This is a genomic window from Vibrio diabolicus (assembly GCF_011801455.1).
In the GTDB taxonomy this organism is placed as follows: domain Bacteria; phylum Pseudomonadota; class Gammaproteobacteria; order Enterobacterales; family Vibrionaceae; genus Vibrio; species Vibrio diabolicus.
On the sequence record NZ_CP042451.1, the window covers coordinates 2,096,028 to 2,113,993 of the forward strand.

The window sequence follows — 17,966 nt, forward strand, 5'->3', positions numbered from 1 at the left end:
ATTACTCCTGTTCACCGTTTTGGATAGTTACAGGACTGCCTGGACCTACCTTTTGTAACCCAGCAGTAATGACTTTATCGCCCGCTTTCAAACCATCAATAATACGCCATTGATTATTGATCGCTTCGGCTGTCTTCACTGGTCTCGCTTCCACTTTGTTCTCACCATTCACCATCATCACTGTCGCTTTGCCTGTCGCATCGCGAGAAACGGTATTTTGTGGTATCAGAATCGCGTCAGGGTCAACACCAGTAATAACCGTCGCACGAACAAACATTCCTGGTAGCAACAAACCGTCAGGGTTTGGGAATTCAGCACGAAGCGTCACGCTACCCGTGCTTTCGTTCACATTGACCTCGGTAAATTTCATCGTGCCTTTATGTTCGTACGTGCTGCCATCTTCAAGCATCAATGTAACTTGCGCAGAATCATCTTCTTGCATATGACCTTGGGAAAGAGCCGCTTTTAAACGCAGCAGTTGCGCGGATGATTGCACAATATCAACGTTGATAGGATCAAGCTGCTGAATGGTCGCTAATTTGGCTGCTTGGTTAGCCGTAACCAACGCACCCGCCGTCACACTCGATTTACCGATCACACCGCTAATCGGAGCTTTCACTTGCGTGTAATCTAAATTGATTTTTGCCGTATTGATCTTCGCTTTTGCGACTAGGACCTGTGCTTGCGCTTCCTTGTATGCTGCTTCTGCTTCATCCAAATCTTGTTGGCTGATGGACTTTTTGGTGATCAAGGTTCTGTAACGCTTCACTGTGGCATGGGTCGATTCTGCCGCTGCTTGAGCTCGGATTAATTCCGCTTCAGCGCTCAGCAAATCCGCTTGAAATGATGAATCATCAATTTGATATAGGGACTGTCCTTGTTCAACAAGGCCGCCTTCAACAAAATTTCGCTCTGAAATAATACCTGTAACTTGCGGACGAACTTCCGCTTCTTTGAATGCACGGCTACGACCTGGCAACTCAACAGTTAACGCTTGGCGTGTTGGCTCCACCATTAACACTTCAACTTCGGTTGCGGGCGCAGGACCACTACCTTTACTCGATCCTTCTTCGCTAGGTTGACATCCAACCACAAAAAGGCTCGACGCAATCAGCAGAGATAGCGTGGTTTTACGTCTCATGAATTTTTCTCTCTTTTACCTACAAGCCTTCAAGATTCCTTGCTAAAAACTTCTAGAATGACTTAATGATGACTAACGGATGTATATCCAGAACAAATTAATTAGGATGATAATTACCCAGTGTTGTACATACAACAAAATTTACAGTTCTATACGCTTACGAAAAACGTTTATGGTAAAGGTGTAATGAAGTTCTCAAATTTGAAGATTTTGGGTTGGAAATCACACTTTCCTGTGAGCAATTTCAATGGTTAAAAAGCAGCAAAAGTGATGATAAAAGCATCATCACGCTGTACAGAGTTTGTCACCGCTGTCTAGGATTATTTGCACCTCTGGTATACAAAGTTAAGTAAAAGAGGGATGTAAATATAGTCGAGCCTTCACAAGTCAGGTTCGACCCTTATCTAAAAAATAACCCGCTCAGAAGCGGGTTATTTCGTCAGTGAGACTGCAGTTCTCCAGCTTATACTTTGAACTGACTAACCTGATGATCTAAGCGCTGGGTTTGCTCTGATAACATGGCTAAAGATGCTTGCGCTTGGTTGACGATTTCCACAATAGATGTACTGCTATCTGCAATGCCTTGTACGTTGCTATTTACTTCGTCACTTACCGTACTTTGCTGGCTTGCAGCCGTTGCAATGTGTGTGTTCATCTCGTTCATACGTGAAATCGCGTTTAAGATTTCAGAAAGGGATTGACTCGCTCTCCCTGCCGATTGAATTGTTTCATCACTGCTATTTTGGCTACCGCGCATCACTTCTACGGCTTGTCCCGCACCAGATTGTAGCTTTTCAATCATGGTTTGGATTTCACCCGTGCTCTGTTGTGTACGACTGGCTAACGAGCGAACCTCATCGGCTACAACAGCAAAGCCTCGCCCTTGCTCTCCTGCACGAGCCGCTTCAATCGCTGCGTTAAGCGCCAATAAGTTCGTTTGCTCTGCGATACCACGAATGACATCCAATACAGAAGCAATGTTACTCACATCATGATCCAATGTGTTAATGACGTGGCTTGCACTTTCGATTTCACTTGCGAGGCTACGAATTGAGCTAACGGTTTGATCCAAAATAACATTGGTATTGGTAAGTTCATCATTCGCAGTCTGGCTTGCAACCGCAGCTTCGTTGGCGCTATCGCTGACATTTCTGCTGGTGACTTGCATCTCATGCACTGCCGCTGCTACCGCCTCGCTGTCTTTTTGCTGTGAAACGGTCGAGTTCGCGATGGTCGTGGTCAACGAGCTAAGATTTTCCATCTCATTACGCAAGGTATTCGAACTTTCAATTACTTGAGAAACTGTCGCTTGGATTTTAGACACAAACTGATTAAACGCGTTCGCTAAATTGCCAATTTCGTCTTGTGTTTTCACATCGATTCGCTGGCTTAAATCACCTTCACCAGAAGCAATTTCTGTCATCGCATTTTTGATATCGTTGATAGGCTTCACGACGGTTTGCAACAACAAAAACGCCATCGCAATAGCGGCCAGAATAACAATCACAATGCCCGCTTCAAGAATTACCTGAGCTCTTGTTGCGGCTGCTGAGATTTCATCTTTCAATAGGCTTTGTTTTTCTTCTATCGCATCTTTCACAACATTAAGTTGCGCTCTTACCTCGATAAACTGATTTTCAAAGGTGTGTTTGTGTTCGTTGTAGTAACCAAGCCATTGTGATTGAGGTAAACGCAACATCGCTTCATAACTCGCCAACCATTTTTCACCTAGGGAGACAAGCTTTCTCACTTCATTACCGTGCGAAGAAGGCATCACGCCAACTTGCGATAGCTCAATCATTTTCTCCATACGAGGCAGCGCCTTGTATGCGTTGTCTTTGTATTCACCGATGTGGTGGTCAATATCGGTTTGAGTATCAGAAAGAGCAACACCTTGGATTGCAGATGTAGCTTGGTAAAGATCGCGGTAAGCATCCTCAATCGTTAATAAGTTCGGCACTATCTGTTCGTTAAGTGTTTCACTCAACTCAGATTGTTTCCAACTTGTCATAACGTTTAATACAGAGCTCACAATAAACAATCCAATAATCAGTGACAGCGGAATCACTATCTTCTGCTTGATCGTTAAGTTCTGGAACATGAATAGACTCTCTTTAATTATGGTATACAAACTGCCAGAAATTATATCAAACAAATAGAGTATCCCATTAGGTAAAAGACTCTATTAAACATGATATCTGATGACTTTTTGACAAGCGTTCTAATTTCAACAATTAATTGATTTTGTGGAAAATTTAATAAGGAACGCTCATCACAACATGCGAATAAAAACGCACTACATGTACGGAAAATGTGTAACAAAAGATGAATAAAAAGGAGGCTTTTTTGAAGGGCTTGCCGACTCAATGAGTAATTGAGAATCAATACGATATACAGCTCTGGGATTGAACTTGTCGCGTAATACGAAAAAGCCCCAGCATTTCTGCTAGGGCTCAAATGTGGCGGTGAGTGAGAGATTCGAACTCTCGATACGTTGCCGTATACACACTTTCCAGGCGTGCTCCTTCAGCCACTCGGACAACTCACCGAATCAATTTTTGTTAGCATCATTGGCTAACGAGGCGCTAATTTAATGATTATGTGCCTGATGGTCAAGGCTAAACATAAAAAAAAGCGCCCTTTTCCACTCGATTGCTCACTAAGTAACTAAATTGAGCAAAACTGGGTCATTTAGATGCCTTGAGAATAACCGGGAACACGGAACCAACGGCGGCACATGTCCAAGAAGTACCCATACAACACACCCATACCGCAAGAAATAATGGCGTTACTTGTCACCGCGGTCACTATTTGGTCTGTAGACGCACCAACTGCGAATAAAATTCCCGCATAAACTGGAGACTGAAAAAGCACATAAGCGACCAGATCAGATACGTTTTTCATAAATGAAGACGGCGATACCTTGTTACCCTGACGTAGTACCCAATCACGAAAAACGCCATACGGCCAAGCAATAGCAATATTCACTGGAATAGATAGTGTACGTGATGCTAAAGATTGCTCAAACGTCATCCCTGAAATCAAAATCTCGACAATCATCCCTGTGATAAAGCAAAAAACAACCATAGCAAAGGTATCCGCTGCGGCGTGACGAATACAAAATGGTCCGCGAGACTTCATTAACCAACCCCTAAAATTAAATACCACCAACAATAAACAAAATAAAACTATCAACCATCAAACAAATACATGACCAGTTAATAAGGCAATTAAATCACATAAAAAGCAGCGTATGGCACTGTATTTGAAATTAAGTTGTAAATTTATAACCATTTTTTAAAATGAAAGTAGTTTTTTTCACCACCAACAACTAAAAACGCCTAAAATGACGTAAAAATGGTAGAAAAATACGGATTTAACTTACACAAAAAGTGGGATAAGTGATTGTTTGGATGGAGGGTTAGGATAAAGTTCGGGGAATAAACTATCATTCTAATAACTTATGCTACTGAGTTGTAAAAATTCAGAGTATTCCCGATGTGAGCGCAACTGAGAGCCGCACCGTTTCTCTTATGACAGAATCCAACAGCAGCGCTAAGCTCATTGAAAGTAAGGAAAAAACAGACGATTCAGCTAAGGTTAGGTATGAAGAGTAAAGACAATTCATGATTGCGTTGAATCGCGCTATATGGATTAAGCTATGATGATGCGAGCAAGAGCGTTAATGTGTCGATATCATCTTGGTTTGGAGACTGCTGACGCTTTAAGTTACGCCTTATTCGCTCGGCAACTAAAGAAACGTCTTTATTAGCATCTGGGGTGACTTGAGCAATAATCGCTGAAATAGCCTCTAGCGCTTCGTTGAGATGACCATTATCTAGAGCAACATAGAAGTTTAGTAGCCACTTTTCCGCATCAAGGATATCCGTTGTATTATCACCAAAGTCCGACTGGTATTGGTATAACCGTGCTGCATGGAGATATAACGCATCATTTAATTCAGACTCCACAATTGGTTTCGCAATTATGTGGTCGGCTCCTACATTTATCATGCGCTCTTGTGTTTCTTTGAATACATCTGCTGTGCAGCCAAAGATCAGTACCGACTTTACAGGCGAACTCATCGCTCGAATGGCTGATATTGCCCCAACACCATCAAGAACAGGCATATGATTGTCCATTAATATCAAATCAAATGACTGAACGGCCACCTCATCGACGGCAAGCTGACCATTTTCAACACTTGTGCACTCAAAGCCTTTGGCTCTTAGGAAAGTTTCCATAATGATCGCATTTGTTCGGTTGTCTTCGACAATGAGCGCTTTCAAACCTTTGCAATTCAGCTTATGTGCATTGACTGCTTCCACTTTCCCAGGCTCACAAGGCGTAAGCGCGATCTCGACGGTAAAGGTTGTCCCGACATTCTCTTGACTCTGCACAATCACATGCCCTCCCATATGCTCGGCAATTTCTTTTACTATCGCCAAACCAAGCCCTGTACCACCAAACCGCCTAGTCGTCGAGGACTCCGCTTGTTCAAAAGGACGGAAAATGCGTTTTTGCGCTTCTTGAGAAATACCGATCCCCGTATCTTTCACCGCGAGAATAAGCTTGGTACCTGCCTTGCTCGATTTCTCGGTCAGCTCTACCTCTACGATGCCTCGGTCGGTGAACTTGACAGCGTTGTTTAGTAGGTTAAACAATACTTGGCGCAGACGGGCTTTGTCATTGTTGTACCAGCGCCCTGTTGGTAAATGAGACACGACTCTAAAACGAAGGCCTTTTTCTGCACATAGTGTTTGATAAACACTTTTTATGCTGCCGATGATCGACTCAATTGGGAAAGGCGTATTTTCGAATTCAACATGTCCTTGCTCAATTTTTGAGTAATCTAAAATCTCATTAAGTAACGTCATCATATGATCACCTGAGTCATAAAGTGTTCTCAGGTGCTTACGTTGATCATCGGTGAGTGGCGTTTTTAACAATATCTGAGCGGTTCCTAATACACCGTTCATTGGCGTACGGATCTCATGGGATAATGTGGCTAAAAATGCCGTTTTAGCGTTCGTCGAAGCCTGGGCTTTTATTCTCTCTTGCTCTAGATAGATGGTTTTTTCATTGAACTTCTCGATGAGCTGTCCAATTTCATCTTCGCTATCGTAATCAATGTCTATGATCCCACCAGTTTTCGAGTCATCAATCTTAGCGGCAATACGGACAATCGGTTCGACAATGTAACGATTCAGCAAGTAATACCCGACCAGTACACACAAGAGTAAGAATGGAATGATCCTCCCCTCAACACTCATGACTTGTTCAAACACTTGATCAGCTACTTTAGCTTTCGCGTTGACAACTTCCATCCGCCAATCAAACTCTCCAAAATCAAGCTCACTGACATAAATTTCGTCTGTTAGTTGGAAGTTGTGCTCAATAATCACGTTCGAGTCAGCATCGCGAACCACCACACCTAAAGAATGCAGGTTCGTGTGCTCTCGAATAAACTGAAAAAGTGCATCAAGCGATAAGTCTACCGTTACAACGCCAGCGAATTGACCGTTTTGATAATATGGGGAAGACGCAGTAATCATCTGAACCTGAGTAAAAGTGTCGATATAAACCGTAGACCAACTCACAGAACCAACTGGCGCGTCAACAGCTGCCTTATACCATGGTTCATTATCATAGCCGCCAGATTCAGGGTTATTGTAGGAGTGAATTTGGTCAATACCGCCATCACTGTTTTTATTGAAGAATAGGCTTTTATATCGCCATTGTTCAGCTTTGAGTTCTGGTTTAGGCCATACGCCACCACTGACGAGCATCTCATCACTCAATTGGAGAATATGCGGAATTGTCGTGTTGAGAGATTGAATATTTTCAGTCCCTTGGGCGAGTCCTGCAAGGCTACTCAATACACCGGTAGAGCTAAGGAGAGGCTCTTTAATCTCTAGAGCAAGGAGTTGGGTGCGTAACTCTAGGTTTTGCTCTAGCTTTTGCCTAACCGGAGGCTCGACAACCAAATAGGCAACAGAACCAATCGTTGCGATAAAGAAACACAGGTACAGTGTCAGGGCGAGAATGCTTTTTTTTCTAAGTGATGAGCGAATTTCCATAGATGTCTGTGAATCATTCCCTAATATCGATTTATCACAAATTGATTGGTAAGATGAGCGCAATCAACCAGCCCATTAACAAATGGTATTCTATTTTGAAACTACAAGACATCCTTTCTCTCCCAGAACTTGACGGTAAACTACTAAACCTAGCAAAAACTCAAGGCTTTGTAACAGCGATGGCTGCAGCGCCAAACGTATTAATGCCTCAAGAGTGGTTGCCATTCTTATGGGGTGGTGAAGAAACAGCGCCATTTACTGACGGTGAGCAATTAGAGCAATACATTGATGAGATTGTGCAAATGTGGAACCAAACTCGTCCTGCTCTTCTAGAAGGATCTTGGCAGTGGCCTGAAGGATGCGCGTTAGATGAACAAGATATTGTAACAAGCCAGACCCGTGATTTCTGTGAAGGTGTATTACAAGGTTGGCAACTTGCTCGTGATGACTGGGAAACGCTAATGCCAGAGGACAGCGAAGATAATGCTCTGCTCGGCGGTGTTTTGCTTTCTCTTACGATGCTTTACGATCCAGAAACGACCATTGAAACATTGGCAGAACAAGGCATGGAAGGCTTAGAACAGTTTGAAGAGATCTTCAATGCCATGCCAGTGATGCTATGTGGTCTTACTCAGCGCGGTGTTGCATTAGCTGAAGAACAATAAGACACAACGCTGTCGACCATCAAGATTGAACCGCTGAATAGACAAAAGCTCTCTGGATGGAGAGCTTTTTTGATCATGTTAAAATCACATGTGGAATATATCTCGCCATATCTTGCGTGACTAAGCTAGTGTCTTCCCGAATCGAAATCCCAGCGGCTCTATAGTTGACTAGCCAGCTGCCAATTAATGTATGGCTTTGCCCAAACTTGGGTAACGGATGATACTGCTGGACGATATTGAATTTAGATTTATAAGGCCCTGCCGTTTTGAGTATGCGTTTCCCACCTTTGACGACCTCAATATTTGCGCCTTCTCGAGAGAATAGTGGTTTGATTACATAGTCTTTCAAAGTGTTCGCTTTTGAATCGTTAGCAAAATAGGCAGGTAAAAGATTAGGATGATTCGGAAAGCGCTCCCACAATAACGGTAAAAGTGCTTTGTTGGATAGAATCGACTTCCACATGGGTTCTAACCAATTCACTTTCGCGGTCGCTAGGTATTTCGCATATTCCTCTTCAAACATAAACTCCCACGGATAAAGCTTGAACATCCAACGAATCGCTCTGTCATCTGCATCCACAAACAGACCATCTTCCGTCGCACCAATATCTTCGACATAAACAAACGCCGTCGCTAACCCAGCTTCGCGCGCGCAATCTTCTAAATACTGGACAGTCCCTTTATCTTCTTCAGTGTATTTGCAGCAGCTAAAGTGAAGGGTTTGCCCGGGTTGATATTTGGCTATCTCGGAAAAACGTTCAATCAAAAAGTCTTGAAGAATGTTGAATTGATCCGCACTCTGGTGAATTAGACCTTTATTTACAACATCCTCTAACCACACCCACTGCCAAAAACCCGTTTCAAACAGGCTGGTCGGCGTATCCGCATTGTTCTCCAGTAACTTAGCTGGCGAAGTTCCGTTGTATGCAAAATCCAGACGCGAATAGAGTGAGGGTTCATTTCGGTGCCACGAAGAAGCAACCTGCTCCCACATAAATTCAGGGATCGCACATTGCGTCAGCAACCTCTCACTCCGAACTACTTCATTCACAATAGCCAAGCACATCTGATGCAGCTCTTCAGTGGGCGCTTCAATATCGTTCTCTATTTGCTCAAGCGTGAATTGATAGTAAGCACTCTCATCCCAATACGGTTGGTCATACATGGAATGGAAGCCAAAACCAAACTGGCGTGCTAACTCACGCCAGTTTTCTCGTTCTTGTATTTCTCGTCGAAACATAGTGCTTATTAACCGCCTCGGCTGACCGATACCGCTTTACCAAACCCGCCTCGAGACATTGCTCTACCAATAGTTCCGCCACCACGTTTATTTAGGTTACTGGTCGCAACCTTCGTCGGCTGATTACGATAGGAACCAAAAAATTGTCCGGCACCATTATAGAATTTGGATTTATAGCGATACATTGGTTCAGAGTAATAGCTCTTGTTGTAACCTTTCAAACCGCTCAGTGCGCGACTGTAAAAGAAGCCCCCAAAGTGAGGCACATAAGATCGGGAACTGGAACTGTAGTAACAATCGTCTTCGTAAAAGTCATTTTCACATTCGAACTCATTGTTGTAGCGAGGGGCATTTCGTTCGGCTCGAGCCAAAGCTTCTTGATAAGCAATATCGCACTGCTCACTGAACTCTGGCGAGTTTGATTTGCATTCATCAGCGTCAGAAAAAATGTAGCCTTCGGTTTTCGATTCTTGTGTCGCAAAGAAGAAAATACCGCCAAAAGCAGCAAAGGGAATAATTTTCCCAAGCTTTAAACTTTTGTCCATGGAAGAACGTTTAACGTTAGAACTCCGCTTCATCGTTCCTCCTAGTACGTCATACAAGCGGCATTTAATACACCGACCGATATAGAAACAGCCGCTAATACAATACCGGCAGGCAGCTCATCTTTTTCGATACGCTCAGTCACTTTTGGAAGTAAAACAAAACGTACAATTGCAAATGCAATGATCTGCGCCAGCATTGCAACAACGCCCCACACCATAAAATCGACAATGTTGACTGAGTTTTTTGCAGCCCCCGAAATCGCAATACAATAACCAAGAAATGCACCACTTAGTGCAATCGCTGCCGCTGTATTTTGCTTTTCTTTGATCAGGTGCCATTCATCGTAAGGCGTAAGCTTGACGTAGATGAACTTAAACGCCAAAACGAAAATAATAGAAACCGAAAAATAGAGTAAAAAGTTGGGAAAACCTGCTAACAGGTCAGCAATCATGTACATTATTGTTCCTTGTTCATTTCTTTCCATGCAAAATCTTCAATACGTTCATCTGCAATGTAAAACAGCTTGGTACGCGGTGGTACTTCTGCATCTAAATCTGGGTTGAGTTGGATACCATGGCCAATGTCAAAAGCAATTAGCGTGGCATGATGACGTCTTTTGAGAAAAACAAAGAGACTCTCAACAGTAGTTACTGGCAGCCTTTCAGGATAAATAACCGAGTATTGAGTCATGCCTCGTGTTGAAGCTAATAGCTCTTGGTGAAGTGCACTTGAGCCTGGATCTACCGCCGCTTTTGCCAACATTTCTGCGCCAACAGCAGGTATGCATTCCGCTTTAGGACAGTGTTGACTTAAAAGACGGCCTAACGCCTCATCTTTAAAGTAAGCGACCAAATGTGCGGAAGGATTCACAGAAGCACAGTACAGCGCGGCTGACAGCGTGATATCGTCCGAGAGGTTATCAACAATAACGCAAGCTGCTTCAGCAATATTGGCGTTTTTCATCTCTTGCGAATCCGTGTAGCTGGTCACTTTGATAAAACTGATCTCGCCTGGCAACGGGTTTTCTATTTCTGAACGGCTGCATAAAACAATCGGACGCTTCCCCTCTTCTTCATGTTGTAACATGCGAATAAGGTGCATCGTTCTCGATCCATTCCAACCCAACAATACAATATGGTTTTCCACTCTTACTCTCCGTTTTCCTAAAATACCCGCTCGCCAGTAATCCATCGCTGCTCCAGCGACACGTCCCAATAATGCAGCGAATAGGCTCAAACCGCCTGGGATCACAAACAGAACAACAACCCATTTACCCAAATCTGTCACTGGAGAATGATCGCCATAGCCAACCGTACTCGCCGTAACCATAAGGTAATAGATAAAGTTAGAGAAGCTGTCTGTTAATGCGGTTTCACCGGCGAGAACGAGCAGTCCCCATGAAAGGCTCACATACAAGCCACTAAAGATGAGAAGACTTCGGTTGCTCAATTTAAAAAGGTGTGAACTAAGCCACTTTTTAACTACTAACCACACCGCCATAAATTTATAACCTCGATATTCATTGATTGCATCAATATTAACTCATTGATAGTAAGACACAAAAAAACCAGCCATATTCGGCTGGTTTTTGAGATTTACTTTCAGTTACGCCTACTTTTTAAGCATTACCTTTCACTTGCATATTTAGCTGCTCAGCAAAGTCCAACATGCGATTTAACGGAATGAGCGATTTAACACGCAATTCTTCATCAACAAAGATCTCGTGTTCTTCACCGCCTTCGCTAAGCGCTTTCTCTATCGCTTTCAAACCGTTCATTGCCATCCAAGGGCAGTGTGCGCAGCTACGACATGTTGCGCCAGCACCTGCGGTTGGAGCTTCGATAAGTTCTTTCTCTGGCACAAGTTGCTGCATTTTAAAGAAAATGCCTTTGTCTGTCGCAACGATCATTTGTTTGTGAGGAAGCGCTTTCGCTGCTTTGATCAACTGACTCGTTGATCCAACGGCATCGGCAAGTTCAACCACGCTTGCTGGTGATTCAGGGTGAACCAAAATAGCCGCATCTGGATACACGCTCTTCATTTTGCGTAGCGCATCAGCAGAAAACTCATCATGAACCACACACTCACCTTGCCATAGCAGCATGTCTGCGCCAGTTTTATTAGCAATGTACGATCCTAAGTGACGGTCTGGTCCCCAGATGATTGGCTTGTCTTCGGCGTCTAAATGTTCCACGATTTCAAGCGCAATGCTTGATGTAACGACCCAATCGGCACGAGCTTTAACTGCGGCAGACGTATTTGCATAAACCACAACCGTGTGATCAGGGTGAGCATCACAGAACTCACTGAACTTATCCGCTGGACAGCCAAGATCGAGCGAGCATTCCGCTTCCAACGTTGGCATTAGAATTCGCTTTTCTGGTGTTAAGATTTTGGCCGACTCGCCCATAAAGCGAACACCGCCAATGATCAGTGTGCTTGCAGGATGACGATTACCAAACTTCGCCATTTCCAACGAGTCACCAACAAAACCACCCGTTTCTTCCGCTAGGGCTTGAATCTCAGGATCGGTATAATAGTGTGCGATAAGTACCGCATCCTTTTCTTTTAGCAGCTTTTTAATGCGCTCAATGTAAGACGCTTTTTCTTCTTCGCTTAATGGAACTGGCTTCGGTGGGAATGGGTAAACAGTGTCGATTTTATCTAATATATGGCTCATTGCTCTTGCTCTACGCAACTTCCTTTAATCCGAGTATTGTAACCTCGTTAATTTTCAAAAACCAACTTGTCGCGGGGATTTCTAGCTATCTAGCCGTATATCTTTGTTACAGGTAGCATTTCTGATTGAAAGGATCCGTTGCAAGATGGGGATAAAAGGCTCGATGCCATTCCTCTCGATTTATTCGATCACCACCGATAAAGAAACGGAAAAGAAAAAGGAAGCCGAAGCTTCCTTTTTAAAACATAACGTCTTACAACTTAGAGCTGGCAAGTTTTGCAGATGCACTACCTGGGTATTCATCAACCACTTGTTGGTAGTACTTTTTCGCTTGAGCTGCATTGTTATTACGCTCAGCGATTTCACCTAACTTGAGCAAAGCATCGGCTCGCTTATTGGAGTCTTTATAAGACACCACCGCAGCAAAGCTCTTTACAGCATCTTTGTCCTGCTTCTTAGCGAAGTACAATTGGCCTAGCCAATAGTGAGAATTCGCTGAGTATGTGGAGTCAGGATAATCTTTCTGGAACTGCTGGAACGCTGCAATTGCGCCAGTGTAGTCACGTTTCTTGAGAATGAGGTCGACTGCATTTTGGTATGCCGTTTGCTCATCAACATTTGGTGTGTACTGACCACCTGTTTTAGCCGGTTTCGCATCTTGCGCAGGCGCGGATTTGATTTCTCCACGCACACGATCTAGCTCGACAAACAACTCTCGTTGACGTTGCAACATTTGCTTCATTTCGTAGCTATTTCGCTCTAATTGACCACGTAACTCACTGATCTCTTGTGACATTTGGTCAATTTGCTGTTGCATTTGGAGCTGAACGCGATTGCGGTTTTGTAGCAAGCGCTCTAGACGCTCTACTTCCGTTTCAGATGAACGGCTCTTAGAGACGGATGATGTGCTGTTGAGATCGGATACTGGAGCTGGTGCAGCGAACGCAAAGTTCGCTGCACTTGCCAGTAACGCAAGCGCAACAGCGCGCTTAGTGTTACTGAACATGAGGATTACCTCGAATTAGTATACTAGAACCGCGCGACGGTTCTTAGCGTAAACTTCATCTGATTGACCTAGAAGAAGTGGCTTCTCTTCACCGTAGCTAACGATTGAGATTTGGTCAGCTTGAACACCTAGTGCTTGCAGGTAGTTCGCTACTGCTTGTGCACGACGCTCACCAAGAGCGATGTTGTACTCAGGAGTACCACGCTCATCAGCGTGACCTTCGATAGTTACGTTAAGAGCTGGGTTCTTGCTTAAGTAAGAAGCATGAGCTGCAAGCATCTCTTCGTAATCTGCTGCAATTGTTGAGTTATCAAAAGCAAAGTAGATTGTTTGAGTTTCACGTAGCGCTTGCTCTTTTAGCTCTTGCTCTGTTAGCTGACCGCTTTGATCAATTGGCGTAGCTACTGTTGTTTCAACTGCGCCATTGTTGTTTGTTGCTGCACCAGTGTTAGAAGCAGCGTCGTCGCTTGAACTACACGCTGTAACAGCCATTACAGGAAGCGCGATTAGTAGCCCTTTTAGAACCTTGTTCAGTTGCATCTTATTTTCCTTTATTAATCAAACTTATTACTACAAAAACGGTGACCATGCAGGCGCTCTAACACGCCCATTTGTTGCCGGTAATCTAGCTTTGAATCGACCATCAATTGACACCATCGATAGTACGTTTTTCTTGTTGTAAATCGAGCTATACACAACCATGCCACCGTTTGGGGCAATACTAGGAGACTCATCAAGCAAGGTCTTAGTTAAGACTTGAAGAGCACCAGTTTCCAAATCTTGTTTCGCCAAGTTAAATCCTGCGTTACTGCGGTTCACCATTACTAGGAATCGCCCATCAGGAGTAATCTGGCCACCCAAATTTTGGCTGCCTTGCCAAGTCAAACGGTCAATAGAACCGCTGCCCAAATTTACTTGATAAATCTGTGGTTTACCACCCCTATCCGATGTGAAAATCAACGATTTTCCATCTGGATGCCAGAACGGTTCAGTATTATTTGATCTGCCACGCGTAATTTGCGTCAGCTTGCGAGTGTTAAGATCGAACGTGTAAACATGAAGCGAGCCTGTCTTAGAGAGAACAATCGCTAACTTATTGCCGTCAGGCGAAAATCTTGGCGCACCATTATGACGTGGGTATGAAGTGATCTTCTCACGCTCACCGGTGTAGATGTTCATGATAAAGATTTCTGCTTGACCATTTTGGAAGCTAACATACGCAAGCTTTTTACCATCTGGCGACCATGCTGGTGACATTAATGGTTGCTTAGAACGTAAAACCAAGCGCTCGTTGTAACCATCGTAATCAGCCACACGAAGTTGGTAAGGAAAACGGTCTTTATCATTCACCACCACGTATGCAATACGGGTCATGAAGGCGCCACGGTCACCCGTTAACTGCTCATACACCAAATCAGAGATGCGGTGAGCGTACTCTCGCATGCGAGGACCTTGAACGGTCGCGACCTTATTGAACAGCACATGATCTTTTGACAGTACTAATTCGCCATCGCTACCAAGCGCTTTACTTTTCCCGCCCGTTAGTTGGCCACGCACAATATCAACAAGTTGGTAGTTGATAACGTAATCACCTTGAGCATTTTGTTTGATTGAGCCAGTCAGCAGAGCATCTACACCTAAATTAGTCCAGGCATCAAAATTGACTTCTGATTCACTGAACGGAGTTTGTGGCATCTTGCTCGTTGGAACGGGGCTGAACTTACCACTGCGTTGCAAATCCGAGGCAATAACAGCAGAAATATCCGTTGGAAGCGCTTGAGTACCCTCCCACTTAAACGGAACAACAGCAATTGGTCGTGCTGAATCAATACCATCGGTAATGACCAACTCTAATGCGGCATTCGCCACATTTGTCATACTGCTAAACAGTACAAACATTCCTAGTAAAAGGCGTCTAATCACGTCTTATTCCTTTTAGTCCAAAGCAACAGTTATGTTGATGTCTTTTAGTCTTTCGTTTACCGCAGCTTCTGAAGATTTAGGGAACGTCCCTACCTGAGCTATCGCTCGCTTCGCCGCTGCACATACTCGAGTATCGCCACTCAAAACGGTAACACCAGAGACCATCATATCAGTTCCTGTCGGAATCAATTTGATGTTTACCCTACACTCCTTTCCCAGCAAGTAGTCATCCTTAATCAACTTTTGCTGAATATTTTGAGTATAGATGGATGACATTCGAGAAAGTTCGTCGTCAATAAATTGATTTCGAGCAGCACTATTTTTACTAACCTCATCCTCAAGCCCCGCAAAAATATCATCTAACGCGGCTTCTTGAGCTTTACGCTCACGCTCGGCACGCTCAGCTGCTTCTCTCGCTTTACGCTCTCGCTCTGCCGCCTCTTTTGCCGCTTTCTCTTTTGCAATGCGCTCTTGTTCAGCTTTTTCAGCAGCTTCACGCTCACGACGTGCTTTTTCTTCCGCTTCTTTTGCTGCTTTTTCACGAGCTAAACGTTCTTGCTCAGCTTTTGCTATAGCCGCCTCTTTTGCTAAACGCTCTTGCTCAGCTTTACGCACGGCTTCTTCTTTTGCCTTGCGCTCTTTTTCTAGCTTAGCAGCTCGCTCTTTTTCTTTGCGAACACGTTCTTCTTCCTGCTTGCGCTCTTGCTCTTTTTTCTTACGTGCAGCTTCTGCTTCTCGTGCCGCTTGAGCATCTTTCGCTTGCTGCTCTTTCAACTTACGAATTTGCTCTTCTTCAGCTTTGCGGTTTTTTTCTAGCTGCTCTGCTTCGCGTCTCAGTTTATCAAGACGCTCTTGTTCTTTTTTCGCTGCCTTTTCGCGTTGCTGGCGAATTTCTTTCGCTTGTTGCTGCACAAGTTTTGGATCGATGACAACAGCTTGAACCATTTGCCCTGTAGGCTCTGGTTTAGACATGTTGAAGTCCGTCCCCCAAAGCAGGGCTGCAACTAGAATTGCATGCAAACCAACCGATATTGCTATCGGTTTGGCGTATTGGTTGGGTTTCTTCTTGTGATCTTTCATAGATAATTGATGTCTATTCCCTGATATCGGTCATTAGACCTACCTTAGGGATACCAGCTCGACTTAGTTCATCTAGCAATAGAACAACATCGGCATATGGTGTTGCCGCGTCGCCACCTACCGCAACTGGTGAATCCGGCTTAACCTCTCGCTCCGCTTTCACTCGCACAATAACATCTTGCAACGACAAACCTCGCTGAACTTCTTCATCATTTACGCTTAGGCCTAAATTACCCTCGCTATCAATTTCGATGATAATAAAGCTACTGTCAGTCTCGCCAGCAAGGTCTTGCATAGATTCTGCGGTCGATGTTTTCGGAAGATCAACGTCGACGCCTTGAGTCACAAATGGAGCGGTCGCCATAAAAATGATCAACAGTACGAGCATTACGTCAATGTACGGAACAACGTTGATCTCCGCTGTCATTTTTCGCTTTTTAGGTTGATAACCCGCCATGCTTTATTCCTTATCCGCGCTGTCTCGGCCAGCCATCGCTTGACGATGAAGGATGCTGTGGAATTCTTCAGAAAATGTTGCGTAAGTGTGCTCTAGTTTGCTCACTTTATTGCTTAGGCGGTTGTAGGCCATTACAGCCGGGATAGCCGCAAATAGACCCATCGCTGTCGCGATCAATGCCTCGGCGATACCCGGTGCAACCATAGACAACGTAGCTTGTTTTACTTCACCCAACGCAATAAAAGCGTGCATGATGCCCCAAACGGTACCAAATAGGCCGATGTAAGGACTGATAGAACCGACTGTCGCTAAGAACGGTAAGCTTGTTTCTAGTTCATCAACTTCACGAGAGACAGCAACGCGCATTGCGCGGCCAGTGCCTTCCATGATGTACGCTGGTGAGTTTGCGTTGCTCTTACGTAGACGAGCAAACTCCGTGAAACCTGCGTAAAAAATTTCTTCTGTGCCTTCAATTTCGTCTTTACGCGCTTTTACTTTTTGGTAAAGCTGAGAAAGATCAGTACCCGACCAGAATTTGTCTTCAAACTGCTCTGCATTCTTTGAGGCTTGAGAAAGCACTTTGCTGCGCTTGATGATCATTGCCCATGACACAATTGACATACCAAGCAACGTCAGCATCACAAGCTTTACCAACAGACTAGCCTGAAGAAAGAGATCTAAAATGGAAATATCAGCAGTCACTATTTGTTAGCTCCGAATTTATAAAGGTTGGAATAGCTATTGGTTTCATTTTCTTATTATCGATACATGCTACCTTAACAGAGGCCTTGCACAATATCTTGCCTTGATCATTGACCAACTCTTGACAGAATTGCAGGGAAGCACGTTTTATTTCTGACACTCGGGTTAATACTGTCAAATGCTCGTCCAGCCTTGCCCCTTGGTTGAAATCAATATCCATGTGTCGGACAACAAAGCCGATATTTTGTTCCAGTAACACATGTTGAGAAATGCCTTTGGCACGTAACATTTCTGTCCGCGCGCGCTCAAAGAATTTTAGATAATTAGAATGATATACAACGCCGCCCGCATCGGTGTCTTCATAGTACACGGTGATCGGCCAGCGAAAGAGATTTGATGTGCCTTGCAAGGGAGTCCCAATATATTCAATTCTTTAAAGTAATTAC

General features: G+C 44.1%; 17 protein-coding genes and 1 tRNA gene. 1 reads left to right on the forward strand and 17 read right to left on the reverse strand.

What is annotated here, in order from left to right; all coding sequences use genetic code 11:
• Position 1: 1 nt before the first annotated feature.
• The 5 genes from FR741_RS09980 to FR741_RS10000 form a co-directional block, all read right to left on the reverse strand.
• On the reverse strand, positions 2-1,141 hold the full coding sequence (locus tag FR741_RS09980) for an efflux RND transporter periplasmic adaptor subunit (RefSeq protein ID WP_167426741.1): 1,140 nt from the start codon (positions 1,139-1,141) through the stop codon (positions 2-4).
• Between the two features lie 463 nt (positions 1,142-1,604).
• Positions 1,605-3,242, reverse strand: coding sequence for a methyl-accepting chemotaxis protein (locus FR741_RS09985; protein WP_167426742.1), 1,638 nt, complete (start codon positions 3,240-3,242; stop codon positions 1,605-1,607).
• Positions 3,243-3,601: 359 nt separating this feature from the next.
• A tRNA-Ser gene (locus FR741_RS09990) sits at positions 3,602-3,689 on the reverse strand.
• 143 nt (positions 3,690-3,832) lie between these two features.
• Positions 3,833-4,282 carry an L-alanine exporter AlaE gene (locus FR741_RS09995; RefSeq protein ID WP_047008566.1) on the reverse strand — a complete coding sequence of 150 codons (450 nt, stop codon included), beginning with the start codon at positions 4,280-4,282 and terminating at the stop codon, positions 3,833-3,835.
• 518 nt (positions 4,283-4,800) lie between these two features.
• Positions 4,801-7,221 carry an ATP-binding protein gene (locus tag FR741_RS10000; RefSeq protein WP_167426743.1) on the reverse strand — a complete coding sequence of 807 codons (2,421 nt, stop codon included), beginning with the start codon at positions 7,219-7,221 and terminating at the stop codon, positions 4,801-4,803.
• 53 nt (positions 7,222-7,274) lie between these two features.
• Here FR741_RS10000 and FR741_RS10005 point away from each other — a divergent pair, with 53 nt between their 5' ends.
• Positions 7,275-7,886 (forward strand): YecA/YgfB family protein, encoded by a 612-nt coding sequence (locus tag FR741_RS10005; protein ID WP_005390772.1) that lies wholly within the window; start codon positions 7,275-7,277, stop codon positions 7,884-7,886.
• 73 nt (positions 7,887-7,959) lie between these two features.
• Here the strand turns inward: FR741_RS10005 and FR741_RS10010 are convergent, their stop codons facing one another.
• The 12 genes from FR741_RS10010 to ybgC form a co-directional block, all read right to left on the reverse strand.
• Complete coding sequence (locus FR741_RS10010) at positions 7,960-9,126, reverse strand: glutathionylspermidine synthase family protein (protein WP_167426744.1); 1,167 nt, start codon at positions 9,124-9,126, stop codon at positions 7,960-7,962.
• Between the two features lie 8 nt (positions 9,127-9,134).
• The gene (locus FR741_RS10015; protein ID WP_167426745.1) at positions 9,135-9,704 is read right to left on the reverse strand and encodes a DUF1190 domain-containing protein; all 570 of its coding nucleotides are present in this window, start codon (positions 9,702-9,704) and stop codon (positions 9,135-9,137) included.
• 8 nt (positions 9,705-9,712) lie between these two features.
• A complete protein-coding gene (locus FR741_RS10020; RefSeq protein ID WP_167426746.1) occupies positions 9,713-10,129 on the reverse strand; it encodes a DUF350 domain-containing protein in 417 nt (138 codons plus the stop codon).
• Entirely contained in the window at positions 10,129-11,172 is a 1,044-nt protein-coding gene (locus FR741_RS10025; RefSeq protein WP_167426747.1) for a potassium channel protein, read from the reverse strand. The genes FR741_RS10020 and FR741_RS10025 overlap by 1 nt, the downstream gene beginning before the upstream one ends.
• A gap of 118 nt (positions 11,173-11,290) precedes the next feature.
• The gene (gene nadA / locus FR741_RS10030; RefSeq protein WP_005390762.1) at positions 11,291-12,352 is read right to left on the reverse strand and encodes a quinolinate synthase NadA; all 1,062 of its coding nucleotides are present in this window, start codon (positions 12,350-12,352) and stop codon (positions 11,291-11,293) included.
• A 253-nt stretch (positions 12,353-12,605) separates the two neighbouring features.
• Entirely contained in the window at positions 12,606-13,358 is a 753-nt protein-coding gene (gene ybgF / locus FR741_RS10035; RefSeq protein WP_167426748.1) for a tol-pal system protein YbgF, read from the reverse strand.
• Positions 13,359-13,373: 15 nt separating this feature from the next.
• Positions 13,374-13,898, reverse strand: a complete 525-nt coding sequence (gene pal, locus FR741_RS10040) for a peptidoglycan-associated lipoprotein Pal (RefSeq protein ID WP_005378293.1) — start codon at positions 13,896-13,898, stop codon at positions 13,374-13,376.
• Between the two features lie 30 nt (positions 13,899-13,928).
• Positions 13,929-15,281 carry a Tol-Pal system beta propeller repeat protein TolB gene (tolB, locus tag FR741_RS10045; RefSeq protein WP_005390758.1) on the reverse strand — a complete coding sequence of 451 codons (1,353 nt, stop codon included), beginning with the start codon at positions 15,279-15,281 and terminating at the stop codon, positions 13,929-13,931.
• Positions 15,282-15,293: 12 nt separating this feature from the next.
• Positions 15,294-16,361, reverse strand: a complete 1,068-nt coding sequence (gene tolA, locus FR741_RS10050) for a cell envelope integrity protein TolA (protein ID WP_053807177.1) — start codon at positions 16,359-16,361, stop codon at positions 15,294-15,296.
• 13 nt (positions 16,362-16,374) lie between these two features.
• Positions 16,375-16,818, reverse strand: a complete 444-nt coding sequence (locus FR741_RS10055) for an ExbD/TolR family protein (RefSeq protein ID WP_005378298.1) — start codon at positions 16,816-16,818, stop codon at positions 16,375-16,377.
• A gap of 3 nt (positions 16,819-16,821) precedes the next feature.
• On the reverse strand, positions 16,822-17,520 hold the full coding sequence (gene tolQ / locus FR741_RS10060; RefSeq protein ID WP_005378301.1) for a protein TolQ: 699 nt from the start codon (positions 17,518-17,520) through the stop codon (positions 16,822-16,824).
• On the reverse strand, positions 17,510-17,929 hold the full coding sequence (gene ybgC / locus FR741_RS10065) for a tol-pal system-associated acyl-CoA thioesterase (protein WP_012841975.1): 420 nt from the start codon (positions 17,927-17,929) through the stop codon (positions 17,510-17,512). Before ybgC ends, tolQ begins: the two co-directional genes overlap by 11 nt.
• Positions 17,930-17,966 lie beyond the last annotated feature (37 nt).